Annotated in this window: 26 protein-coding genes; 13 read left to right on the top strand and 13 right to left on the bottom strand. The window is 45.6% G+C overall.

Annotated features, from left to right (window positions below; all coding sequences use genetic code 11):
- Position 1: 1 nt before the first annotated feature.
- The 3 genes from IRJ16_RS12590 to IRJ16_RS12580 all read left to right on the top strand — a co-directional run bounded on the left by IRJ16_RS12590 (position 2) and on the right by IRJ16_RS12580 (position 3,446).
- Positions 2–1,483 (top strand): glutamate synthase subunit beta, encoded by a 1,482-nt coding sequence (locus IRJ16_RS12590; RefSeq protein WP_194111942.1) that lies wholly within the window; start codon positions 2–4, stop codon positions 1,481–1,483.
- A 206-nt stretch (positions 1,484–1,689) separates the two neighbouring features.
- Positions 1,690–2,886, top strand: coding sequence for an AAA family ATPase (locus IRJ16_RS12585; protein WP_194111941.1), 1,197 nt, complete (start codon positions 1,690–1,692; stop codon positions 2,884–2,886).
- A complete protein-coding gene (locus IRJ16_RS12580; protein ID WP_194111939.1) occupies positions 2,883–3,446 on the top strand; it encodes a DUF4276 family protein in 564 nt (187 codons plus the stop codon). The genes IRJ16_RS12585 and IRJ16_RS12580 overlap by 4 nt, the downstream gene beginning before the upstream one ends.
- A gap of 84 nt (positions 3,447–3,530) precedes the next feature.
- On the opposite strand, the gene IRJ16_RS12575 is transcribed toward IRJ16_RS12580, so the two are convergent.
- The 4 genes from IRJ16_RS12575 to IRJ16_RS12560 all read right to left on the bottom strand — a co-directional run bounded on the left by IRJ16_RS12575 (position 3,531) and on the right by IRJ16_RS12560 (position 6,428).
- Positions 3,531–3,941 carry a hypothetical protein gene (locus IRJ16_RS12575; protein ID WP_194111938.1) on the bottom strand — a complete coding sequence of 137 codons (411 nt, stop codon included), beginning with the start codon at positions 3,939–3,941 and terminating at the stop codon, positions 3,531–3,533.
- Between the two features lie 115 nt (positions 3,942–4,056).
- A complete protein-coding gene (locus tag IRJ16_RS12570; protein WP_194111936.1) occupies positions 4,057–4,722 on the bottom strand; it encodes a YdeI/OmpD-associated family protein in 666 nt (221 codons plus the stop codon).
- Positions 4,723–4,732: 10 nt separating this feature from the next.
- Entirely contained in the window at positions 4,733–5,263 is a 531-nt protein-coding gene (locus IRJ16_RS12565; RefSeq protein ID WP_194111934.1) for an RNA methyltransferase, read from the bottom strand.
- Positions 5,256–6,428 carry a galactokinase gene (locus IRJ16_RS12560; protein WP_194111933.1) on the bottom strand — a complete coding sequence of 391 codons (1,173 nt, stop codon included), beginning with the start codon at positions 6,426–6,428 and terminating at the stop codon, positions 5,256–5,258. The genes IRJ16_RS12565 and IRJ16_RS12560 overlap by 8 nt, the downstream gene beginning before the upstream one ends.
- Positions 6,429–6,555: 127 nt before the next feature.
- Here IRJ16_RS12560 and IRJ16_RS12555 point away from each other — a divergent pair, with 127 nt between their 5' ends.
- Positions 6,556–6,846 carry a YciI family protein gene (locus IRJ16_RS12555; RefSeq protein ID WP_194111931.1) on the top strand — a complete coding sequence of 97 codons (291 nt, stop codon included), beginning with the start codon at positions 6,556–6,558 and terminating at the stop codon, positions 6,844–6,846.
- A 133-nt stretch (positions 6,847–6,979) separates the two neighbouring features.
- Here the strand turns inward: IRJ16_RS12555 and IRJ16_RS12550 are convergent, their stop codons facing one another.
- The 3 genes from IRJ16_RS12550 to IRJ16_RS12540 form a co-directional block, all read right to left on the bottom strand.
- Positions 6,980–7,717 carry a hypothetical protein gene (locus IRJ16_RS12550; RefSeq protein WP_194111930.1) on the bottom strand — a complete coding sequence of 246 codons (738 nt, stop codon included), beginning with the start codon at positions 7,715–7,717 and terminating at the stop codon, positions 6,980–6,982.
- Positions 7,718–7,786: 69 nt separating this feature from the next.
- Entirely contained in the window at positions 7,787–8,542 is a 756-nt protein-coding gene (locus IRJ16_RS12545; RefSeq protein ID WP_194111929.1) for a hypothetical protein, read from the bottom strand.
- A 185-nt stretch (positions 8,543–8,727) separates the two neighbouring features.
- Positions 8,728–9,588, bottom strand: a complete 861-nt coding sequence (locus IRJ16_RS12540) for an aldo/keto reductase (RefSeq protein WP_194111927.1) — start codon at positions 9,586–9,588, stop codon at positions 8,728–8,730.
- A 238-nt stretch (positions 9,589–9,826) separates the two neighbouring features.
- On the opposite strand from IRJ16_RS12540, the gene IRJ16_RS12535 reads away from it, so the two are divergent.
- From IRJ16_RS12535 to IRJ16_RS12505, 7 genes are all read left to right on the top strand, one after another.
- Positions 9,827–10,804: a c-type cytochrome gene (locus tag IRJ16_RS12535; protein WP_194111926.1), complete on the top strand. Its 978-nt coding sequence runs from the start codon at positions 9,827–9,829 to the stop codon at positions 10,802–10,804.
- Positions 10,805–10,876: 72 nt separating this feature from the next.
- Complete coding sequence (locus IRJ16_RS12530) at positions 10,877–11,578, top strand: hypothetical protein (RefSeq protein WP_194111923.1); 702 nt, start codon at positions 10,877–10,879, stop codon at positions 11,576–11,578.
- Positions 11,579–11,736: 158 nt separating this feature from the next.
- A complete protein-coding gene (gene tig / locus IRJ16_RS12525) occupies positions 11,737–13,083 on the top strand; it encodes a trigger factor (protein WP_194111921.1) in 1,347 nt (448 codons plus the stop codon).
- Positions 13,084–13,298: 215 nt separating this feature from the next.
- Positions 13,299–14,024 (top strand): ATP-dependent Clp endopeptidase proteolytic subunit ClpP, encoded by a 726-nt coding sequence (gene clpP, locus IRJ16_RS12520; protein ID WP_194111920.1) that lies wholly within the window; start codon positions 13,299–13,301, stop codon positions 14,022–14,024.
- 111 nt (positions 14,025–14,135) lie between these two features.
- Positions 14,136–15,374 carry an ATP-dependent Clp protease ATP-binding subunit ClpX gene (gene clpX, locus IRJ16_RS12515; RefSeq protein ID WP_194111918.1) on the top strand — a complete coding sequence of 413 codons (1,239 nt, stop codon included), beginning with the start codon at positions 14,136–14,138 and terminating at the stop codon, positions 15,372–15,374.
- Between the two features lie 362 nt (positions 15,375–15,736).
- Entirely contained in the window at positions 15,737–16,597 is an 861-nt protein-coding gene (locus tag IRJ16_RS12510; protein ID WP_194111917.1) for an AMP nucleosidase, read from the top strand.
- 301 nt (positions 16,598–16,898) lie between these two features.
- Positions 16,899–17,711, top strand: coding sequence for a hypothetical protein (locus IRJ16_RS12505; protein ID WP_194111916.1), 813 nt, complete (start codon positions 16,899–16,901; stop codon positions 17,709–17,711).
- An 83-nt stretch (positions 17,712–17,794) separates the two neighbouring features.
- Here the strand turns inward: IRJ16_RS12505 and IRJ16_RS12500 are convergent, their stop codons facing one another.
- From IRJ16_RS12500 to IRJ16_RS12480, 5 genes are all read right to left on the bottom strand, one after another.
- Entirely contained in the window at positions 17,795–18,964 is a 1,170-nt protein-coding gene (locus IRJ16_RS12500) for an alpha/beta hydrolase family protein (RefSeq protein ID WP_194111915.1), read from the bottom strand.
- A 172-nt stretch (positions 18,965–19,136) separates the two neighbouring features.
- Positions 19,137–19,325 carry a hypothetical protein gene (locus IRJ16_RS12495; RefSeq protein ID WP_194111914.1) on the bottom strand — a complete coding sequence of 63 codons (189 nt, stop codon included), beginning with the start codon at positions 19,323–19,325 and terminating at the stop codon, positions 19,137–19,139.
- On the bottom strand, positions 19,322–19,744 hold the full coding sequence (locus IRJ16_RS12490; RefSeq protein WP_194111913.1) for a DUF1810 domain-containing protein: 423 nt from the start codon (positions 19,742–19,744) through the stop codon (positions 19,322–19,324). The genes IRJ16_RS12495 and IRJ16_RS12490 overlap by 4 nt, the downstream gene beginning before the upstream one ends.
- A gap of 35 nt (positions 19,745–19,779) precedes the next feature.
- Positions 19,780–21,399, bottom strand: coding sequence for a Na+/H+ antiporter (locus IRJ16_RS12485; RefSeq protein WP_194111912.1), 1,620 nt, complete (start codon positions 21,397–21,399; stop codon positions 19,780–19,782).
- A 15-nt stretch (positions 21,400–21,414) separates the two neighbouring features.
- On the bottom strand, positions 21,415–21,924 hold the full coding sequence (locus IRJ16_RS12480; RefSeq protein ID WP_194111911.1) for a DUF892 family protein: 510 nt from the start codon (positions 21,922–21,924) through the stop codon (positions 21,415–21,417).
- Between the two features lie 212 nt (positions 21,925–22,136).
- On the opposite strand from IRJ16_RS12480, the gene IRJ16_RS12475 reads away from it, so the two are divergent.
- Both IRJ16_RS12475 and IRJ16_RS12470 read left to right on the top strand, forming a co-directional pair.
- On the top strand, positions 22,137–22,589 hold the full coding sequence (locus IRJ16_RS12475) for a PA2169 family four-helix-bundle protein (RefSeq protein ID WP_194111910.1): 453 nt from the start codon (positions 22,137–22,139) through the stop codon (positions 22,587–22,589).
- 112 nt (positions 22,590–22,701) lie between these two features.
- The gene (locus tag IRJ16_RS12470; RefSeq protein WP_194111909.1) at positions 22,702–23,271 is read left to right on the top strand and encodes a C40 family peptidase; all 570 of its coding nucleotides are present in this window, start codon (positions 22,702–22,704) and stop codon (positions 23,269–23,271) included.
- A 61-nt stretch (positions 23,272–23,332) separates the two neighbouring features.
- Here the strand turns inward: IRJ16_RS12470 and IRJ16_RS12465 are convergent, their stop codons facing one another.
- Positions 23,333–24,223, bottom strand: coding sequence for a PhzF family phenazine biosynthesis protein (locus IRJ16_RS12465; RefSeq protein ID WP_194111908.1), 891 nt, complete (start codon positions 24,221–24,223; stop codon positions 23,333–23,335).
- Positions 24,224–24,231 lie beyond the last annotated feature (8 nt).

Genomic DNA, 24,231 nt, shown 5'->3' with positions numbered 1-24,231 from the left:
GATGGGAAAACCAACAGGATTTCAGGAATTTGACCGCGAGTTGCCGTCAAAAAGACCTGTAGCGGACAGGGTTAAAAATTATAACGAGTTTGTAGGCCAATACAGCGCGGAGAAGTTGAATGAGCAATCGGCCCGCTGTATGAATTGCGGTATCCCATTTTGCCATAACGGTTGCCCACTTGGGAATGTGATACCCGAGTTTAATGATGCCGTTTACCGCAAAAAATGGGACGAGGCTTACCAGATATTATCATCTACCAATAACTTCCCCGAGTTTACCGGCAGGATATGCCCTGCACCATGCGAATCGGCATGTGTGTTAGGCATTAATAAGCCACCGGTAGCTATCGAGGAGATAGAAAAACACATCATTGAGATAGCCTGGGAAAAAGGTATGGTACGCCCAACAGCGCCTATCCTAAAGACCGGCAAAAAGGTAGCCGTAGTAGGGTCTGGTCCTGCGGGCTTAGCTGCTGCCGCTCAGTTGAACAAAGCAGGCCACAGCGTTACCGTTTACGAGCGCGACGACCATGCAGGCGGCTTATTACGCTACGGTATCCCAGATTTTAAGTTAGAGAAATGGGTAGTGGAACGCCGTGTGAAACTGATGGAAGAGGACGGCATCACCTTTAAATACAATACCGAAGTGGGTAAAGATATCGCCGCTGATGAGCTGGTTCGCAGCCACGATGCGGTTGTTATGGCTGGAGGATCAACCATCCCGCGTAACCTGCCTATCCCGGGCCGCGAGTTTAAAGGCATCCATTTTGCGATGGACTTTTTAAAGCAGCAGAACAAGCGTGTGGCTAACATCGCTTTCGAAATGGAAGAGATCATCGCGACCGGTAAAGATGTAGTAGTGATCGGCGGTGGCGACACCGGTTCTGATTGTGTAGGTACATCAAACCGTCAGGGTGCGGCGTCTATTCGTCAATTTGAGGTGATGGTGCAACCGCCTGCTTCGCGTACGGCTGCTATGCCTTGGCCAACTTACCCGATGGTGCTTAAAGTAACCTCATCACACGAGGAAGGTTGCGAACGTCACTTCGGCGTTAACACCAAAGAGTTTTTGGGCGACGAGCAAGGCAACTTGCGCGCCCTTAAAGTTACCGACGTAAGCTGGGAGACCGACGTATTAGGTCGCCCAATCAAGTTTAGCGAGGTTGAAGGTTCGGAGCGTGAGATACCTTGTCAGCGCGTGTTCCTTGCCATGGGGTTCGTAAACCCGCAATACACCGGCATGCTGGAAAGCTTGGGCGTTGAGCTTGACGAACGCAAGAACGTTAAAGCTACCGAAAAGGCATATCGCACTAACGTAAGCAAAGTATTCGCCGCAGGCGATATGCGCCGCGGACAATCATTGGTAGTTTGGGCTATCTCCGAAGGCCGCGAATGTGCCCGCAAGGTAGACGAATTTCTGATGGGCCACACCAACCTGGAAAGTAAGGATGCGGTGAACGTGTTCGAGCAGGTTTACGCGTAAACTTCGCTTGTCATTAGGTTGCGCTGTCATTAGGTCATTCGCTACGCTGTCGTTAGTGTAGCTTGATATAAAGATCGTTTTGTTTAGTTTTTTCCTCTTCTGCTTCGGCGGGAGGGGATTTTTTGTTTTTGGAGGGAATGTTCGCTCAGTTGGATGTTTTGTATATTTAAACGATACATTTGCAATGTAGCAGAACTATTTGAATTATGTCAACTAAATCAAAGCGACTTAGAATATACCTTGACAAGGCCCATTTAAAAGGATTCAAATCTATTGACGATTTGACAATAGTTTTCCAAAAAGGCTTAAATGTCCTGATTGGCAAAAATGGTTCGGGTAAGTCGAATCTTATCGAGTTGTTGCATAAAGCTATATCTTATAAAAAAGATAATCGATTAAATTACACGTCAGCAGATTTAAAATTTGTTTCCGAAGACAATCATTTGTTTGAACTGGAAATTAAAAAACAAACTCATTCAAGTTTAGAGTTAGACGGCGAAAATATTGATGCTACGCGGGGCTACATTGAGCGGTTTAAAATTGACGGGGCTATATTTTCCGACACAAACGCGCCCAGAAATAGTGGAAGATTTAAGTTTGGAAATCAAGAGGTTACATTTTGGTATAATTACCGATTAACTTTAAGCCAACTCGGTTATGAGACGATATATTCAACTTGCATTCAATTCGATCTTCCGACCAATTTGGAGATCGTTAATACCGCTTCTACTATTAAAGTTGATTTGAAAGAAGGAATAATGGAAGATGGCGATCCATACTCCTTTATTTTTGTAAATCAGTCAATGTTTGATTTGCAGATTTTTTTTGCCCAACTAAAAGGGGGTTATGAAAATGTCAGTAGTCAAGATATTCTTAGTTGGTTAACGATAGATTCTGGGGTTATTGACAACTTAAAACGTCATTCGCCAATCACAAATCTAAGGTTTAATCCCAATATCAACATTTACAACGATGGTAATACGTTGATTTTAGAGAATATTAAGATAGACTTTCAAATTAATGATACATGGCTTCCTTGGTCTTATTTATCTGATGGTACGCGACGTTTGTTTTATATCATATCACAAGTTACAAGTTCGAACGGATTAGTTCTTCTTGAAGAACCCGAGTTAGGCATCCACCCCCATCAATTTAACCTATTGATGGATTTCTTAAAAGAACAATCCGAAGAAAAGCAGATCATTATATCTACCCACTCTCCGAAAGCTTTAGATCATTTAAGTTCTGACGAATTAAATAATATTCTGATCACTTATTACGATCGTCAGTTAGGAACACAGATCAGGCACCTTTCGGATGCTGAGATATCGAAAGCTAAACGTTACATGAAAGAGGTTGGTTTCTTCAGTGATTATTGGTTAATGTCAGATCTGGAAGAATGATTAGGGTCGGGCTTGTCGGCGAAGATCCTAATGATACTTCGGCCATCAAAAATCTATTAGATAAAAAGTATGGTGGGATAGTTCGATTCTATCCTTTGGTGAAAGGCATCAGAGGTCATCAACTGGATAGCCCTAAGATAAGACGTGCATTACCTGTCGAGTTCGAGGATAGTGGATGCAAATTTGTTGTTTATATACGTGATCTGGATGGCTTCAAGTCCCAAGATGATAAACTCGCAGCAAAGCAAAATTGGTTTAAGGAATTGGATGCAACGGTAAATAAGCAAGGGTTACTGCTTTTGAATATTTGGGAATTAGAAGCTTTGATATTTGCTGATATTGATACGTTCAACAGATTGTATAAAACCAATCATACGTTTAAAAAAGATCCGATGCTTATTATAGATCCTAAAGAAGCTCTAAAAGCTTTGACTTCAAATAAGAAATATGAAGAATCGCATTGCCCTGAAATTTTTAAACACCTTAATATCGATGAGGTCATCAAAAACTGCAGCTGCTTCAGCGAATTTATCACTGAGTTTGATAAGAAGGTTAGTTGACCCCATTTTTGGAAAGCTCTTAAACAAGCCGAGGCGGAGATAGTCATCCCCGCCTCGGCTTTAGCAATTGTTGCTTAATAGATCCTAAGTGTTGTTTGCCGGGTTTTCTGCGGAATCATCGTCAAGGTCGTCCTCATCAAGTTCTTCCTCGTCCAGATCGTCATCATCATCGTCGGCAAGCAGGTCAGTGTCTTCTTCCGTTTCATCGTCTTCGTCCAGCTCATCGTCTTCTAATGCGTCATCTTCAGAAACTTCGCCGTCCAGATCGGCGTCGGTAGCATCTAAGTCCTCATCATCAGGATCAGGTTCGTTCAGATCGTCGGATGTTCTGATCTCGTTCAGGTCGTCCTCGTCTTCGGAGAAACTAGCAGTGCCACCTTCTGCTTTCAATTGATCCAACGATAAGTTGGTGGTACCGCCCAGGTCTTCTGCCTGTTCGGTCGCGTCGCCCTGAGTGGTCAGGGTGTCTGTGTAGTTGTCGTTCTGTAATTCCATGGTAGCTTTGTTTTGTTAATTCAACATGCGCCATAAAGTATATGTTTTAATTTCTAATTAAATATATTAATTAGAAATATCTTGAACATAATGATCACGAAAGGTCTAAGAAAGACTATTTCTCCGCCGGATTTTTCTTGCCCAACAGCAACTTTTCCACCATTTTGGTCAATCTATCCAATCGGGTCTTCTCCTGCTTGGCGGTCAGTATCCAAAGCACATACTCTTTACGGTTAGAGTAGGAGAGGGACTGATACGCAGCCATGGCTGCTGGGAATTTCTCCAGTGCTTCAGCTATCTCTTCAGGTAGTTTGATCTGTTTATTTACAACGTCGATATATTCTGAATACTCGTTCTTTTGGATCTCTTCGTTGCGGGTATCGGCTATTTTGGATAGCTCGATGGGGCGGAAGCGGAGTGCGGTCCAGGTCGCGTCTACACCGGCTGCTGCAACGCCTGTTAGGCCGTAAGTGCCTAACTCGCCCCAACTGCTCATCATTTCCAGGTCGCTGGGGATGTTAGATGACTTTTTAGGATAGATCACCCAAAAGATGGTCTCTTTTTTCAGTTTCAGTACCGGGACGATCACCTTAAGATTCTCGCTTAGTTCGGTGCTGTTCTTCACAAAAAGCTGAACGCCGTCAAATTCACCTTCGATGGCAAATGACGTTGACGCGCCCTCGGGTAACGGATCTAACATATCGCTATAATTGGCCGGGGCGTTATACAAAAGCCAGCGACTGCCGGCTTTCATTTGCAATTTTTTTGCGAGGGCATTCATTACGATCTGTTTATTGACCCAATTTTACGTAAAAGTCCCATAAAACAATGCCTGCCGATACCACAATGTTAAAAGAATGCTTGGTGCCAAATTGCGGTATCTCGATACAGGTATCGGCTACGGCCATTACGTCGTCGCTTACACCATTCACCTCATTGCCAAATACTAAGGCGTATTTCTGCGTCGGATTTGGTGTGAATGTATTCAGCATGGTGCTGTTCTCGGCCTGCTCAATCGCAATGATCTGATAGCCATTTGCACTCAGTTCTTCTACGGCTTGTAAGGTGGTTTCGTGGTAGGTCCAATCCATGGATTGGGTTGCACCAAGGGCGGTTTTCTCTATCTCGCGGTGCGGCGGCTGACCGGTGATCCCGCACAGGCAAATATGCGCTACAGCAAAACCATCGCTGGTACGGAAGATGGAACCTACGTTATGCATGCTGCGTACGTTATCCATCACCACAGCCACGGGCAGCTTTTGAGCCTCCTTAAACTCAGTGACGGATAGTCGGTTAAGTTCGTCTAAAATTAGTTTACGCATGCGCGGGTATATCATTCAAAACACCAACACCATTGCCGATCAGCGAGCTGTAAACATCAGGCGCATAACCGATCTTATCAGTATAGCAAGCAGCGCATTCCTTAGCAAAATCTTCAAAAGCATCACCTTTAACCAAAGCGATAGCGCAACCACCAAAGCCGGCACCGGTCATACGGGCACCTGCAACATTAGGGTTAGTGCGGGCATATTCCACAACTGAATCTAACTCCACACCGCTTACTTCGTAAAGGTCACGTAGTGAGTCATGCGATGCATACATTAAACGGCCAAATTCATCTAGGTTGTTCTCAGAAAGTGCTTTTGCTGCTAATTTCACACGGTCGTTCTCTTCAACTACGTGGGTGGCACGTTTTAACACGATCGGGTCGGTGATCAGGTGTTTATGTTTATTAAAGGTCTCTGCATCGATCTCGCAAAGATTGGTGATCTGCAGGTCGGTTTGTAAAGCGGCTAAAGCGGTAGCACACTCGCTTACGCGTTCGTTGTATTTAGATTCGGCCAGTTTGCGTGGTTTATTGGTGTTGATGATCGCCAATACGTATTCGCCCAGGTTGCTGTCTACTGCTTCGTAATTCAAGGTTTCGCAATCCAGCATTAACGCTTTATTAGCTTCGCCAAAAGCTACCGCGAACTGATCCATGATGCCACTCGCTAAACCGATAAAGTTATTCTCTACCGATTTGGACATCTTTACTAATTCCAACTTAGTGTACCCGGCATTATATAAAGTGTTCAACGCGAAAGCGGTCACCACCTCTATAGAAGCTGATGACGACAAGCCTGATCCGATAGGGATATTACCAAAGTAAAGCATATCCAGACCACCCAATTGATGACCGTCCTTTACAAAATGATGCACCACGCCAATAGGGTAGTTGAACCAGCCGGTACCATCTTTTACGTAGCTATCTTTTAGCGGGATAGTATACTCATCCTCAAAATTGAGGCTTTTAAAGCGAAAAACATTATCCTCGTTAGGCGATATCAACAGGTAGGTACCAAAGGTGACCGCGCATGGCATTACCAGGCCACCATTGTAGTCGATATGCTCGCCGATAAGGTTAACACGGCCGGGTGAAAAATAGCCGTAGTCGGCCGGTTTGCTGTAGTGTTTCTCAAATGCTTGCAGCAGCTCCTGGGTCATTGGTTATAATGCTTGGTGTAAAAAACAAATATTGTAAAAAATACACTAACGACCATATTTTTTTCGCGAAAGATCCAAACGAAATAATACTTAACATTGTTCCGCATTCAATACGCTAACATACTATATGAACCAATACCTGATAACCGCCTACGATCATACCGATCCCGATGCGCTGCAACGCCGCCTCGATGTTCGCCCTCATCATTTAGAAGGCGCTAAGAAATTGAAAGAAAGTGGCAACTTCATTTTGGGCGGAGCCATGCTCGATGATGAAGGCCGGATGGTTGGCTCAACCATGATCCTGCAATTTGAGACCGAAGAAGAACTGGAAGCTTGGAAACAAGGCGACCCTTACGTAACACAAGGCGTTTGGGAACGCATAGATGTAAAGCCTTTTAAAGTGGCGGCGGTTTAGAATTAGGCGAAAGGATAAGGGCGAAAGGTCCAAGGTTTTTCATCGAGAACAAAAAACAAAGGGCACTGTGGTCTGTCATCACAACGCCCTTCGTATAAAAGACCTTTTGCCTTTATCCTTTTACCTTAAAGAATTACTTCTTAGTCACAGTTCCTGTTGTCAAGTTAACAATATAGGTAGCGCTGCCGTTGATCGTTACGGTCGCATTACCATCATTAGTGAACGTTATGGCCGCATTAAATGTGAATGTAGCGCCGGCATCTGTAGTCCCGGTGATCTTTAATGTCCCGGTGCCTGATGTAATGGCTTTGGTGACTTTGTTAACGCTGTAGTTTGATACGGCCAGGTCGACGGCAGTTGTGCCGCTGGCACGATTACCTGTTTTTGAGGTGAATTTGCCTGAACGGGTATAGTTTGCATCAAGAATGTAGATCAACGATGTTGGGGCTAAACCAGTCACCCTGAAGGTAGCGTTGCCGGTATGCGTGGCTGATAATTTGGGGCCATCAAACGAGCCGGTGGCCGTGGCCGATCCTGATACGTTGTCGATAAGATTGTTAGTGTTGCAATTTACGGTGTAATTGTAGCCGTAGGTGAAATTGTAAGTCACCGCGGCATTAGCATTGTTTTTGTGCGTGGCCGAAAATGTTTTGGTGGCTCCGCAAGCCAACTTAAGATCGTAAACCAACTGGGCATTCAGGCTAAGGTCGGTAGCTACCGACGCGAAACCATCGTTACTTGATGCCAGAGCCGATGATGCGATCTCTATCGCTTCTTCGTTAGATAATTCGGCAGTGATAACTGCTTTGTCTTTTTTACAGGCGCTGATAAACAGGATTAGCGCAAAACTGATGAGGCTGAGCTTTTTCATACGCAATTGAGTTCGAATTAATTAGAACGCCAATATACGTAAATAATTATTATTCAGCGAGAAGTGGAGCTATAATGCAACAGCGTCGCCGGTGGTTAGGTCCAAAGTGTATTTTGATCCGCCCAGGTCCAAAACAGCTGTATTGCCTTCAAAAACAATGGTGCCACTGTATTCGAACGTGTTTTTGTTCGACTTTACCGTTCCCGAAAGCGTTACGCTGGCAGTGCCGCTCACAATGGCCCTGTCAGATCTTTTAACAAGCAGGTTATTTACGCTGATGTTGATATTGCTGCTGCCGGCCAGTTGTGTAGCATCAATAGTTTGGAAAGTGCCGCTGGTTTGATAAACGCCCGAAAGATCGTAGTTGGTGGTGTTAGCGTCGTTAAGGTGCGTTAAACTAATGGTCGAATTGGCCGAATGGATGGAAGATAATGTCGCCATATCAAAACTACCATTGTTGATCACAACGCTGCTCAAACCGTCAGGCAGGTTATCATGACAAGTTACAGTATTCTTATATCCAACGGCATAATTGTATTTATTGGCCGCCATTGATGGTTCTTGCCGGGCAAACGCAAAGGCATCCTCTATGCCACAACCTTTTCCGCTGGTGGTGCCCAAGGTCTTGGCGTAAAATGTAATATCGTTCTTTATGCTGGCAAGACCGTAGGAGCTGGTGGCTAAGGATGCCGCGATCATGGTAGCCGCCTGTCCGTTAGATACGTTGGTAGCCTTTTTAATGGCGATGACCTCATCTTCTTTAGTACAACTAATTGTACAGCAGGTGACTATAATTAATGCAAATAGTAAACTTGTTCTCATCATGATCAGGTATTTGGTTTTTATTTATAGGATACAATGTTAATCAAAACAGATAGCTGTTAAGGTAATTCTAATACGATATAGAGTAACAATTAGTTTACTGAATAGTTTTTGACCTGGTTTCGAGTTCAAAAAAATAGCGGCAACATTGCTGCGCCGCTATAATTGTTACAAAAAGTAATTACCCTTTATTGAGAGATGGGCTGCAAGTCATTCATGACGGCCAGGTCATCTGCTGATAGTTGAATGTCCAGGGCCTTATAATTTTCTTCTAAGTGTTTCACGCTTGAGGTGCCTGGGATCAACAGGATATTATCCGAATGTTGAAGTAACCAAGCTAATGCTACCTGATGTACAGTATAACTTTGCTTGCGGGCTATCAATTGTAATTTCTCTTGCGCCGCAATATTGCCCGCATTTAACGGATACCATGGGATGAAAGCGATATCCTGTTCTTGCGTGTATTTCAATACCGACTCCCATTTACGGTTATCGATACTGTACATATTTTGTACCGATACCACATCAAAAAACTGTTGCGCATGTTTGATCTGCTCTACCGATACTTCGGACAGGCCGATGTGTTTGATCTTGCCATCTTGCTGGGCCTTTTGCAAAAACTTAAAGGTTTTATCAGCCGGCACATTTGGGTCGATGCGGTGGAGTTGGTACAGGTCTATTTGTTCCACTTTCAATCTTTGCAAGCTGCCATCTAAGGCTTCTTTTAAATGCTCCGGGCTTGCGTCGACAGGCCATTGATCCGGACCGGTGCGGAGCAGGCCACCTTTAGTGCCTATCACCAGGTCGGCAGCGTAGGGGTGTAATGCTTCGGCTATCAATTCTTCAGACACATTAGGGCCGTAGCTGTCGGCCGTATCAATAAAATTAATGCCCAGTTCTATGGTCCGTTTTAACACACGGATAGCTTCGTCCTTATCTTTCGGCGGCCCCCAAACGCCTTTGCCGGTAATGCGCATTGCGCCATATCCCATGCGGTTTACAGTAAGATCTTTACCGATAGTGAAGGTTTTTTTAAACGGGATGCTCATGATAGTATGTTATTTAAAGTAGAACAGCAAGGTCGGGATAATGTTCGGCGCGGGGCATCGTCCAAATGTCATTATTTGGTTACTAAAACATTAAGATCTAATTAGATACCTATTTTATTTTCTTGTATATTTAAATGCCTATCAGAAAAAACGCCGGAAATATCTGATCCTCTGTCACATCTGTCTTCAAATCACCATCTATCAACCATAGTCACATTTAAAACATCACCTTATTAACATGAAAAAAGTTAGAAAATGGCTGGCCATTATCGTGATCGCCTTGGTCGTGGTCATTACTGCGGCGGTATCTTATCTCACATTAGCGTTGCCAAACGTTGGCAAACCCGAAAACATCAAGATAAGTTATACACCGGAACGCATTAAACGAGGCAAATACCTGGCCACACACGTAACCGTTTGTATGGATTGTCATTCCGGCCGCGATATGTCTAAATTCGGCGGACCTATTTCTGCCGACAAGTTAGGTATGGGGGGCGATAAATTTGATCCGGCAATGGGCTTCCCCGGTACGGTTTACATCCCTAATATCACCCCATTCAATTTAAAGAACTGGACCGATGGCGAACTTTTTCGGGCCATCACTACTGGGGTAAAAAAGGATGGTTCGGCTATATTTCCGATCATGCCCTGGGCATCGTACGCTAAAATGGATCGCGAAGATATTTATGATATCATTGCTTACATCCGCACGTTAGAGCCAAAGAGAGCCGAGTATCCCGAACGGCAATTGGATTTTCCTTTAAATATACTGATACACACCATGCCGCAAAAAGCCAACCTGGGCAAGCGTCCTGCCGAAAGTGATACGCTGAAATATGGCGAATATTTGGTAGCTGCGGCCGCTTGTATGGATTGCCATACCAAAGCCGATAAAGGCGCGCATATACCTGGGATGGAATTTGCCGGTGGCTACGAGTTTGGGCTGCCCGGCGGGGCTACCGTCCGGAGTGCTAACATTACGCCCGATAAAGACACAGGGATAGGCCGTTGGACCAAGGATCAATTTGTTGCCCGTTTTAGGATGTATGCCGATAGTACTTACAAGCCTGCCGATGTAAAGCCTGGCGAGTTCCAGACCGTAATGCCATGGCTGATGTATGCCGGAATGAGGCCTGCCGATCTGGAAGCCATTTACGCTTATTTAAAGACCATAAAGCCCGTGAAAAATCAAGTGGTTAAGTTTAGTGGTAAATAAATTTGATAGTTGACAGTTTGCTTTTTTGAGGATATTCTATAAATTTAAGCGAACTATTAACGAACTATCAAAATGAAGAGATTTTTACTCCTGATCTTAACTACGATCGCTTTTGGCGCTTACGCGCAGGATACGGTCAAAAAAAGTAACAGCATAGGCAAATTCAACGAGCAATTTATGGTGCTGAAGTCTGATAAGAAGGTAAAGCACGGATTTTACCAACTGATTATTGATAAAAAGGTGGTGGCCAGCGGCAAGTACGTGCAGGGCCAGCGTGCCGGTATCTGGAACTTTTATAATGATGACCAGTTAGAGCAGCAGTACGATTACACCGCAAAAAAAGTAGTGTCGAACGCGCCGCCGGCAGCTATACAAACCGTGATAGATGCCGCAGCCCCCGGCGATTCTATAGTCCCGGCTATTAAACTTGGCGGCTACAATGGTTTTAAAATGTTGGTAGCAAGCACCGATTTTGAAACCGCTGTATCAGACGCCGGGAGTAATAAAGTGACCCACGCGTTGGTGATAGACGAGAATGGCGAGATCAAGTCGTGGGTGGCTACCATCAAAAGTTCAGACGGGATAAAGATCGTGACACAAAAGATCGTTGACGTTCCGGCCGATATCCTGGCCTTTATTCCGGCCAAACTAAACGGTAAAACTGTATCATCTACCGTGACCTTTAACAGCGAGATGAAAGGTTTTGGCCCGGGCGCCGGTGGCGATGCCCCAAACACAAGGGCTAACCAGCGTGGTGGGCGCCGCAGGGGATAAGCCGTTAATAATAAGTTAAGCAAGGGTTACCCGCACCTTAATTTAGCATCCGGTTTTTAAAAATAATTTATACCTTTGCGCCCTGAATTTATGTGGCGCAAAGGTATTTTTTTGCTTTAAAGCGCCCCTCCGTCCATTAAAATTATAAGTATCAAAAGATGAATATCTCACAGGAAAAAAAGGATAACCTGAATGCAGTGATAACCATCAACCTGGATGCCGTTGATTACGCGCCACGTGTTGAGAAAGCGATAAAAGACCAGGCTAAAAAAGCTAACATCCCGGGCTTCCGCAAGGGCATGGTGCCTACCGGCCACATCAAACGTATGTACGGTAAAAGCATTTTGGTCGAAGAGATCAACAGCATGCTGTCAGATACCCTGAACAATTACCTGAACGAGCAACAATTAGAAGTATTAGGTCAACCACTACCGGTAGAGGATGGCGCTAAAGATTATAACTGGGACTTTACAGATAACTTCGTATTCAACTACGAGGTTGGATTGGCCCCTAACTTTGCTTTGGATATCACATCAAAAGATAAAGTGACCAAATACGATATCAAGGTTGATGACGAAACTTTGAACGCGCGCATCAAAAACTTGCGTCGTAGCTATGGCAAAATGTCAAACCCTGACGTATCGGCAGAAGATGACGTGCTTTATGGCGTTTTAAAACAACTTTCTCCGGATGGTTCTGTTTTTGAAGGTGGTATTGAGCATACAGGTTCTGTGCGTTTAGATCAGGTACAAGATGCCGCTATCCAAAAGTCGCTGGTCGGTCTTAAAAAAGACGACGTAGTTAATTTGGACGTGCAAAAAGCATACAATAATGATGCTGCACGTATCGCCGCAATCTTAGGTATAGACGAAGAGACCGCTGCAGAGTTAAAGTCGAACTTTAGCTTAACGGTAAAAAATGTTAACCGTTTAGGCGAGGCCGATCTTGACCAGGAGTTCTTTGATAAATTATTTGGTGAAGGTGTAGTAACTACCGAAGAGGAGTTCCGCAACAAAGTGAAAGAAGAAGTTGAAGCCATGATGACCCAGGATTCTGAGCGCAAGGTACAGACCGATATCTTTAATTATGTAGTAGGTAAAGTGAACTTCGAGTTACCTGACGAGTTCTTGAAACGTTGGTTAAAAGTTACTAACGGAAAACTGACCGAAGAAGAGTTGCAAGGTGGTTACGACGATTTTGCAAAGAACTTGCGTTGGACCCTGGTAGGCAATAAGATCATGAAAGATAACGACATCAAGGTGGAGTATTCTGAAGTGTTCGAAGCTGCTAAAGCACGTTTAGATGCACAGTTCCGCATGTACAGCCCGCAACCTTTGGCCGATGATCAGTTAGCACAATACACCGTTCAGTTCTTACAGAACAAAGAGAACGCTAACCGCATTTTCGACGAGGTTAAAGGCGCTAAGGTTATCGAGAACCTTAAAGGTTTGATGACCGTTGATAACAAAGAGATCAGCGCTACTGAGTTCGCGAAAGTAAGTTAAGTCTTAAGTTCAAAGTCTTAAGTAAGAAGTAAGAAAAGACTTTAGACTTACGACTATCGGCTTCGGACTTAGATAATATCACCAAAAAGCAATTCCCTACGGAGTTGCTTTTTTTTGTCCAAATAATTTTACTTTGCGCAAACCTTATGCATTAATAAGTATTCAACTAACAATTATATTTACCCGGGACGAAACCCAACAAAACACCAATACCAATGGATCAAATTAATAAAGACGAGTTCAGAAAATACGCGGTAAAGCATCACCGCATTAATAGCATCGCTGTAGATCAGTTCATCTCTGGTGTCGACAGAAGCGCTATGCCATCGGCCATCAGCAGGAACCATCCTGTGGCGATGACGCCCTATATCTTAGAGGAGCGCCAACTAAATGTACAGGCGATGGACGTATTCTCACGTTTAATGATGGACCGTATCATCTTTTTAGGTGACGCTATCTACGATCAAAATGCAAATATCATTCAAGCCCAGCTATTATTCTTACAATCTGCCGATGCTAAACGTGATATCCAGATCTACATTAACTCGCCGGGTGGTTCGGTTTATGCAGGTTTAGGTATTTATGATACTATGCAATTCATCAGTAATGATGTGGCTACCATCTGTACAGGTATGGCAGCATCAATGGCAGCGGTATTGCTTTGTGCCGGTACCGATGGCAAACGCGCCGCGTTACCACACTCACGCGTAATGATCCACCAACCGATGGGCGGTGCGCAAGGTCAGGCGTCTGACATTGAGATCACCGCGCGCGAGATCGCTAAATTGAAACAAGAATTGTACGAGATCATCTCTAAACACTCAGGTACACCATACCAACAAGTTTGGGATGCATCAGACCGTGACCACTGGATGATAGCCGAAGAGGCAAAAGCCTTTGGTATGGTTGACGAGATCTTACGCTCCGGCAGCGAGAAATAAGACGGAGGTTTATGATATAATTATTAAGGGTGGTGGTGGCAAAACCATTAACCCTTAATAATTGTATATTTATATGTAATTATTTAACTTTGTTATAAAACCCCTTCAACTATGACTAAAAACAGCAAGGAGATCAGATGCTCATTTTGCGGAGCAGGCAAACAGGATTCCCTGATGCTGATCGCCGGGCTTGATGCGCACATTTGTGATAAATGTGTTAACCAGGCTAACGAGATCTTGGCTGAAGAGTTGAAGGTTCGCAAAGTAAAATCTTCTCCGGCAGCGCCGTCTATACTGAAACCGGCGGAGATAAAATCGCACCTTGATCAATACATCATCGGTCAGGACGATGCCAAAAAAGTACTTTCTGTCGCGGTGTATAATCATTACAAACGCCTTAACCAACGTGTGGAGAAGGACGATGTAGAGATTGAAAAATCGAACATCGTAATGGTTGGGGAGACCGGTACAGGCAAAACCTTACTGGCCAAAACCATTGCTAAGATCCTTAACGTTCCTTTTTGTATTTGCGACGCTACCGTACTCACCGAGGCCGGTTACGTAGGCGAGGACGTTGAAAGCATCCTTACCCGTCTGTTACAAAATGCAGATTACGATGTGACCGCTGCTGAAAAAGGTATCGTTTACATTGACGAGGTGGATAAGATAGCCCGTAAAAGCGATAATGCTTCTATCACCCGCGACGTATCTGGCGAGGGTGTTCAGCAGGCTTTATTGAAAATATTAGAAGGAACGATGGTTAACGTACCGCCTCAGGGTGGCCGTAAGCATCCCGATCAGAAGATGATCACCGTCAACACCAGCAATATCTTGTTCATTTGCGGTGGCGCATTTGATGGTATAGATAAAAAGATAGCCGGCAGGTTACGTACCCAAACCGTGGGTTACAAAATGAGGAATGACGAAGGTGATGTGGATCTGAAGAACCTGTACAAATACATCACCCCGCAAGATCTTAAATCGTTCGGGTTGATACCTGAGCTGATCGGTCGTTTACCGGTGCTGACCTACTTGAATCCGCTTGATCGCGAAGCGCTACACAACATCTTGACCGAGCCGAAAAATTCGTTATTGAAACAGTATAAAAAACTGTTCGATTACGAAGGTGTAAAGCTTGACTTTGAGGATGACGTTTTAGACTTTATTGTTGATAAAGCGATGGAGTTTAAATTAGGTGCCCGTGGCTTGCGCTCGATATGCGAGGCGATCATGATAGATGCCATGTTCGAGTTCCCGAGCAAGAAGGATGTAAAACGTCTTACGGTTAATTTGGACTACGCTTTAGAGAAGTTCGAGAAATCAGATATCAAGAAATTAAAGGTAGCTTAACACGAATTCCAAAATGAAATCGTACTTTTGCTATGCAAGCATAATAAGCCCTGGTGAAACGCCGGGGTTTGTTGTATCCGGAGGTTTCGTTCGGATGTTATAAACCAAGGTTTCCTCTCTTGAGAGAGGACGCACCGAACGAACCAACCGCACTGACTTTCATAGGGGTTTGTCCTTTCGCAGGCCATGCATACGACGAACACACCCCTGGCCCCTCTCAAGAGGGGAAGCGCGATTTAGGGTTGCGCAACAACTTGGTGCACACACCCGACCGCGACGGTCAGGCAACCACCAACAACGATCGAATTAACAAATATCATATATAATTATTCCCCTAAAGGAGGGGACAGGAGAGCAAAATTATGAACGAAGAAAAAGAAGTAAAAAAAGACGCGATCGCCAACGAGACACCGCAACCTAAAGAAGTATCAACTCCGATCCGTAGTGGATTAAAAACCAAAGAAAGCATTGTAGCCAACTGGTTACCGCGTTACACGGGCCGCACCCTGGCCGATTTTGGAGGCTACATTATCCTTACTAACTTCTCAAAGTACTTGGGCATGTTCTCGGAGTGGAACGACAACGCACCCATCATGGGTCTGGATAAGCCAATGCAGAGCGTTACAGCCAACGGCATCACCATCATCAACTTTGGTATGGGGAGTTCGGTAGCGGCCACGGTAATGGACCTGCTGACCGCCATCAAACCCAAGGCAGTTATCTTTCTTGGAAAATGTGGCGGCTTAAAAAAGAAGAACAACGTAGGAGATTACATTTTGCCTATAGCGGCTATTCGTGGGGAAGGTACATCAAACGATTACTTACCTGCTGAGGTGCCGGCACTACCATCATTCGCCTTGCAAAAAGCGATATCGACCACCATGCGCGAATTAGGCCGCGACTACTGGACCGGTACATGCTACACCACCAACCGCCGCGTTTGGGAGCATGATAAGGAATTTAAGAAATATCTGAAGACGCTGCGCGCCATGGCTATTGACATGGAAACAGCAACCATCTTCACCACAGGTTTTGCTAACAAGATCCCGACCGGAGCATTGTTGTTAGTGTCAGATCAGCCAATGATCCCCGAAGGTGTAAAGACCGCCGAGAGCGACTCAAAAGTGACCGAGCAATATGTGGAGACACACTTACGTATCGGTATCGAGTCTTTAAAACAACTCATTAATAACGGATTGACGGTGAAACACCTGAAATTCTAAAAAGATAAAAGTTATTTTTAGAAGCCTCGGAGCGTAAGCTTTGGGGCTTTTGTTTTTTATAATTCCCTCCTTGGGGAGGGGCGCGAGGAGATGAGAAGTGGCAGGGAGGGGTTTCGTCGCTTTGCATCGTGGCTAACCCCTCCCTGCCTTTGCGCTCATTATCAACCGCACCCCTCCCCAAGGAGGGAATTAAAAGTATTTCATAGCCATTTGTAATGATCACGCTACAAATTCTTAATCTACGAAATATTCGTAGATTTGTATCCTTCTGTTATCAAATAAACCCCACAATACAATGTCTATGAAAAACAAAACGATTCTATTGCTCGCCATCCTGATGTTATTGGTATGCCTGTTCAGGGCCAATCTGTTCGCGCAGAAATTGCCTAATGTGCAAAAGACAAGCGTTTATGCGCCTGCCGGGATCAAGATCGACGGTAAGACCACCGAGTGGAACGACAAATTTGAGGCTAAGAACGGTGCTACGTCTATTGCTTACACGATAGCTAATGACGATGATAACCTGTACCTGGCTATTCAGGTCACCGACGGCCCGACCATTAACAAAATACTCAGCGGCGGCTTTAAATTAAAGATAATAGGAGCTAACAAAGCAGATCAGCCGGTCGTGCTGTCGGGTATGTTGGTGCAGCCGACCGGCAGGGGCAGCGTGTCACAAAAGTTGAAGGATAAAGATGCAAAGACCGACTCACTGATAGCAGCCCTTAACGCGCAGATCAATGGCGCTATTAAGGATATTAATTTTACCGGAGTAAAAGATATCGCCGATACCACCATCTCTGTCTATAACGAATATGATATTAAGCAGGCCGTTAAATTAGATGCTAACCGTGCACTTAATTGCGAGGTAGCCATTCCCTTAAAATACATTAATCACCTCATTATTGGCGGGGTTTTTAAGTATAACCTGATGTTGCCGGGCATGAATATGGGCGCAATGCAGGTGACGGTTAACGGCGTAAAGCAAAGCGCATCCTCATTAGCGAGTATGCCCGGGGTACAGGTGGTCATGCATGGATCGGGCGGTGGCGATTTTCAAAGTTTGTTCAATGCCACAGACCTCTCGGGGAGCTATACCTTAGCAAAGAAGTAGCCAAATAAAAAGAGCGACACGCAATTCGATGTGTGTCGCTCTTTTTATTTACTGTTAACGGTGATCGGTTAATTTATACCACCTTACATCACGCTCACCTTACCATCTTTGATCATTAACTTACCGCTAAAGATCAGGCTCTTATCCATACGCATACCTACGGTCTCTTTGATCACCGATGTATTACGCGCAACTTTAGCGCTGAATGCTTTTTTACCATGGATGCTTACGGTCACTTTCTTATCCAGGTTAAGTAGCTGGTCGTTCAGGTAGATGTAGAGTATGTTGTTGGTGTTTTCAATAACGTCGATATCATTACCCTTAACAGCAACCCTTGCCATTTGGCCTTGTTTGGCACCATCCAACGGGCGCCCTAACCAATAGAACTGATCACGCAAAATATCATCCTGAACCCAGATCACGTCCTTAGGCAAGGCATCGCGGGTGTAGGCGGCCATCCACGGCAGGGCAATGGTGTCCTTACGGCCCATCCAGTGCGGCATGTCTGGATAAACGTGAGTGTCGTGTATAAAACTGCCTTTGTAGGTTGCGGACAAGCTGTCCATCCGCTTGCCCCACTGGGCTACCAGCTCGTTACGTTTATAGGCTGCGTCCTTACCACCAACAAAGGCGGTGAAAGGCACATTCTTTAAATTCAGTATCTCAGCATCGCCCGGGTGACCGGCCATCATAGCCACGGCAGCCCAGTGATCCGCCAGGCGCGGACCTAACTGAAACGTCCCATCGCCACCGGCAGAGTAGCCCATCACGTAAACCTTGTCGGGATTCACATCATCAAGCACCACCTCGTTCTTAATGATCTCGGCAATGAACTGGTCCATCGGGTAGTCATGCCACATGTTCCAAACGTTCTGCGGACTGCGGGGCACAAAATAAACACCCTCGGCAGGCTGATATAACTTCTTTTGATTTTCCCATTGCTGGTCATTAGCCTTTGGCGTAGTGCCGCCACCACCATGCAGCGATATCCAAAGGCTACGGCCTCCGGCAGGTTTCTCGCCGAAGATCTGGGTAGTATATTTCAACGTGAAGTTTTTGTATTTGATCTCCTTAGCGTCGCGGTCGGCTTCGGCTTTCGGTTTTTGGATGGCCATTTGCGCTGCCAATTCGGTAGTGGCCAAAGCATCGGCCTGTTTGCGGCTTAGATTCGTTTGTGCGGAGGTTGCCGAAGCGCAAAATATTGCCAAGCCAACAGCAAGCTGTTTTGTTAAATTAGGATAGTATTGGTGCATGTTTAAAGAGTGTGCCTTAAAGCTAAGCTTTTATTGGGGATGATGGAAATTATAGGTCGTAACAATTCCGTAAAGACACGATACCTCATGTCTATCGCTACAAAGGTCCGATCTGCATATATGCTTTGTATAAGTGGCAAACACGAGGTATCATATCTCTACAAAAAAGGTCTTATTGTACCTCAGGCGGCACTTGCGGTTGCGGCATCGGGTCAGGCGGCAATTCCTGCGGCATTTTGCCGGGAGCTTCCTCCGGGATGTTAGGGATGCTTGGGTCATCGGGCACCGGCTGTATTTCGGGGCGTTCCGGTGTTAACGGCATTTCTTCCGGCTCAAAGGGGATGGTGCGTTTGGTGCTCATAATTTGGTCAATGTTTCCTGGTCTTGTGTGCCTTTAAAAAGTTTATCCAATACTTTGTTGAACACGGGATCGGCGCCTTCCACTGCGGCGAATAAGGTCATGCTCGACCGTAGTTTCATATCATCGGGGCTGCCGAATATCGCATGCGGGTCGGTCTCATCGAGTTGTACTAAAGCGTTGGATATTTCTACGATACGTGCGCCAAGTAACGGATGATGCAGATAGGCATCTGCTTCTTCAATGTCGCGAATTGCATACCTACGCGACATATCACTCATCCCCAAGCCTGCTATCTGCGGGAAGATGTACCACATCCAATGGCTGCGTTTTCGGCCTGCCTTTATCTCGGCAAGAGCTATCGCATATTCATTTTCCTGAGCTTTTATAAAGCGGTCGAGGCCGGTAGCATGATCCGTCATAGTATGTCTACTTTATTACTGAACAGCCCCTATGGTCACTTGTTTTCGCCGATCACACATTGCTGGCGAAACTTTTCCTCTTCCAGATCTATCAGGTCCATTTGGTGTTTAATGATCTCTTCATCAATGTCATCCCCTTTGTTTATCTGGTGTAGCAGGTCGCGCTGCTTGGTGAACAAGTTCACCATGATTTGGCAATAATCCTGATAGAATTCGGCCTCGCGGCGATCGTTATCATCCTGCTCCCAATCCTTCAGCAGTTCCATATCCGTAGTATAGCGTAGTTTAAGTGCTGCTATCATCCCGTTCTGTTGGGCCTGATAAGCGTAATCCTTATCTATCACATCCAGCACCAAGGCCGACATTTTCTTTTGGATGAGTTGGCGTTGTTGCTCGTGACTGATGGTTACGTCAGGGTCGGGCATATTCACCCATCTCACTAAAGCGGGCAAGGTAAGACCCTGCAAAACAAGCGTAACAATGATGACCGCGAAGGTGATGAACAAGATCATATCCCGGTTAGGGAAACCCGCTCCGGAATCAAGCGCCACGGGGATACTAAGTGCAGCAGCTAAGGATACCACGCCGCGCATGCCTGTCCAGCCTAATAAAATAGATGGTTTAAAGCCCGGGTTAGGATCGGCGACAGTGATGATGTGGCTCATGATCCTGGTAACTATTGTGGCACCGAACGTGCAAATAAGCCTCGCTACGAGCAGTACGCCGGTTATGATAGCCGCATATTTTATAGCATCAGGCATACCTTCCGGGCCAAGATTGCGGATAACCACAGGTAACTCCAGTCCGATAAGCATAAACACCATACCATTCAATACAAAAGCTACCGACTGCCACACGTTAACGCTCTGTAAGCGACTACTGTGCGAAAGGAACTGGTGCTTGCGTGCCGATAGCAACAATCCTCCGCTCACCACGGCCAATACACCCGAAAAATGGAACTCCTCTGCCAGCATATACATGGCATAAGGTGATATGAAAGTGAGTACCACATCCATTTCGGTGGATGTTGGCAACCAGCGGTGTATGGAGTAAAACACCATAGCTACGGCTACGCCTACGGCAATACCCATTGCTATTACCAGCACAAAATCAAAGGCGGCATCACTAAATTTGAACGTGCCGGTAAGCACCGCTGCCAGTGCGAAACGGAAAACCACTAAGCTGGATGCATCATTCAGCAAACTTTCGCCCTCTACAATGGATACCATCCGCTTAGGCACTTTGATGGTTTTTAGGATGCTACTGGCCGATACCGCATCGGGAGGGGAAACGATCCCGCCTAACAAAAAGCCGGTAGCCAGTGTAAAGCCGGGTATTAATGCCGCTGATACAAAAGCTACCACGCACGATGTCAATATCACCACCGGGAAAGCGAAGCTGGCAATAAGCCGGCGCCATTTCCAAAGCTCTTTCCATGATGTATTCCAGGCTGCCTCGTAAAGTAAAGGTGGTAGAAAGATCACAAAGATCAGGTCAGGTTCTATCTCTACCCCTTGCAGGAAAGGTACAAATCCAAGCGGCAAACCGATAAGTACCAGAACGATAGGGTAGGCAACTTTGATCTTCTTCGCCAGCATTACGCTGAACAGGATAATAGCTAAAAGGCAGGTGTATTGGATAACGGCATGATGCATGCCCGAAAATAATTATTATTTAGTTGCCGACAGGTATTTTTCCGTCAACCAAACCAATAGGGCACGGTCCTCGCGCGATTCGTCGTAGTTCTCCTGCAATAATTGACTGATCTGTGGATTATCCAAGCGCTCGGCGGTCAGTTTCAGGATCTGGAAGGATGTAGCCTCTAAACCTTCGATGTTTTGCAGATAAAAAAGGATGGCCATATCGCGCAGTTGCGGGTCTCCGACTTGTTCTTTAACGGCGACAAAGGCTTCATTTAACAAGGCTACCATACCCAGGCAAGGCGCTTCGGACGGTGTGCAATTACAAAGCTTAAAGATCTGCTCCATGCGTGCTATCTGCTTATCTACGTCGGCCTTGGTTTCCAACACGGCGTGTCTAATATCATCGAAATGTGCCATATCAGCCACCGCCGGAAAGCTTTTAACGATGTGTGACTTAGCACAATGTATACGGTTAAGATGATCAGTGAAAAAGTTTAGCAACTGACCTTGGTCCAATGGTTTTATTTCTGCGATCATGCCGTAATAAGCGACCAATGAACGTTTTGTTTGCGTCTACATAAAATTTGATCATTTGTTTGCGATTGTTTCTTTTTATGAAAAAATATAATCTATTGTTTAAAATAACATACAGTGTCTAACTGTTGTGTATTGTTATTTAGCTGATAGTCAGCACATGGATGGATGTGGCACGACATTGGTTAATGACAAGTATATCTATTAAAAAACCTATGGAAACTACAGAAAAAACTATCGACGTATTAAATGACCTGATTAAGATCAACACCGACCGTGCAGAAGGCTTCGAAAAAGCTGCTGCTGACCTTGACGATGCTAACATCGACCTGAAGGTGTTATTTGACCAGTCGGCAGAAGAGAGCCGTGATTATATTACCAAACTTGCTGAATATGTGGGTCGTAACAGCGGCGAAACAGAAACGGGCAGCAGCATTGCCGGTACTCTGCACCGTGCATGGATAGACATTAAGGCCACTTTTGGTGGTAGCGATCGCCATAGCATCTTAGCTGAATGCGAACGTGGTGAAGATGCTATTAAAAAAGCATACAAAGAGGCTTTAGAAGACCCTGAGTTGACCGGCGAAGTACGTAGTGTACTGGCGGATCAGCAACAAGGTATCAACGCCAGCCATGACAGGATCAAGGCCTTGCGCGATGCTGCATAATTGAGCACATCCGCGCTTAATTTGGGAAGGCCATCCGTTTTATGCGGGTGGCCTTATTTTTTTGCAAACAAGTTTGGCGTAATTGGTTTATTATCAGTAGATAAATTGCCATATGCTGATCCGCCAAAAGTACGCTGCCTTCCTTTTATTGATATCCCTTACAGGCTGTATCGAACGCCCCGAACGGCGATCTGCTTCGAGCGGCTCCTTAGCTGATACCGCTGTGATGACACCTTACGAGGCTGAGCACATCAGCGAAATAAAGACAGGCAAGACTACCCCGCTTGAGCTACGTGAATTTGCCTGCTCATTACAAGGTATCCCTTATAAATATGCATCTATTGATCCTAAACAGGGTTTTGACTGTTCAGGCTTTGTAACCTATGTATTCAATCACTTTGATATTATGGTCCCGCGCACCTCGGTAGATTTCACCCCGGTAGAGCATCCCATCGAACTAAAAGACGCTAAAATGGGCGACCTGATCCTTTTTACCGGGACGGATAGCACCGACCGTACCGTCGGCCACATGGGCATCATCTCGTCTTTACCGACGGAGGAGTTGAAGTTCATCCACTCCACATCGGGCAAAAATAAGGGTGTGGTAGAGACTCCGCTCAACGCGTATTATCAGGGTAGATACGTGAAGACGCTCCGCATATTCGCGCAAAATAATGATTGAAAAAAGCGTGTTTTTTGATGATATTTCGCTCAAAAAACACGCTTTTGTTTAACTTTTACATTTACGCAACCGATCGGTTGCAATTGGGCAGATATATGTCCATCTCCCCCGTCAGCACCGCGTCGCCTCCGGCAAAGAGCGAGGTGATCCGGTCGCCATCCAAAACCATATTTACGGTGAGGAGGCTTGGCGAGGGCTCGGCCATCAACCTGCCTTGTTCTATCAGGTAACTGCTCTTCTGCAAACCTTGACGGAACAAGTAGCAAGCCAGTGGACCGGCCGCCATGCCGGTTGCGGCCTCCTCATTAATGCCGTAAGCCGGCGCGAACATCCTTGCCGTAGCGTCGATACCGCCCACATCCGGTCTGCAGAAAACGTAATAGCCGATCAGCCCATAACGTTCGGATATTCGCGTGATCAGCGCCATGTTGGGTTGCAGGTTGGCCAAGGTATTTTCGTTATCGACCTCAAGTATCAGGAAGGTGTTACCCGTGTAGGTGAGCACCGGGTTACTCATCACTACTGACGGTTTGATACCTAACGACGCGTAAATGATGTTAACATCGGCAGTGTAAGGATCTGTGAAGCTCGGTGCCATTTGCTCCATAAATACCTGCCCGTTGTTGTACAGGATAGAGCGGGTACCATCAATGGTCTCTTTAGTGGCATGGTTACGTTTGATCTGGCCCACCTGCTTCAGGTAAGCAAAGGTGGCTATCGTTGCATGGCCGCAATGGGCTATCTGCCGGTTAGGGGTAAAGAACTCCAGCTTGCGGTCGGCTTTTTCGGACGCGCTCACGAAGGCGGTCTCTGATAGTCCTGTCTGTGTGGCAATGTACTGTTTCTCTTCGTTGGTCAAATGATCCGCATGCAGCACAATGGCGGCGGGGTTACCGCCATTGTGGTTATTGCTGAACGCGTTCAGTATTTTGATATGAATTGTGTTAGTCATAGTGATGT

It is taken from the genome of Mucilaginibacter myungsuensis (assembly GCF_015222005.1).
Lineage (GTDB): Bacteria > Bacteroidota > Bacteroidia > Sphingobacteriales > Sphingobacteriaceae > Mucilaginibacter > Mucilaginibacter myungsuensis.
The sequence above is the reverse complement of the archived record's forward strand: the minus strand, read 5'-3'. Positions and strand labels throughout refer to the sequence as shown.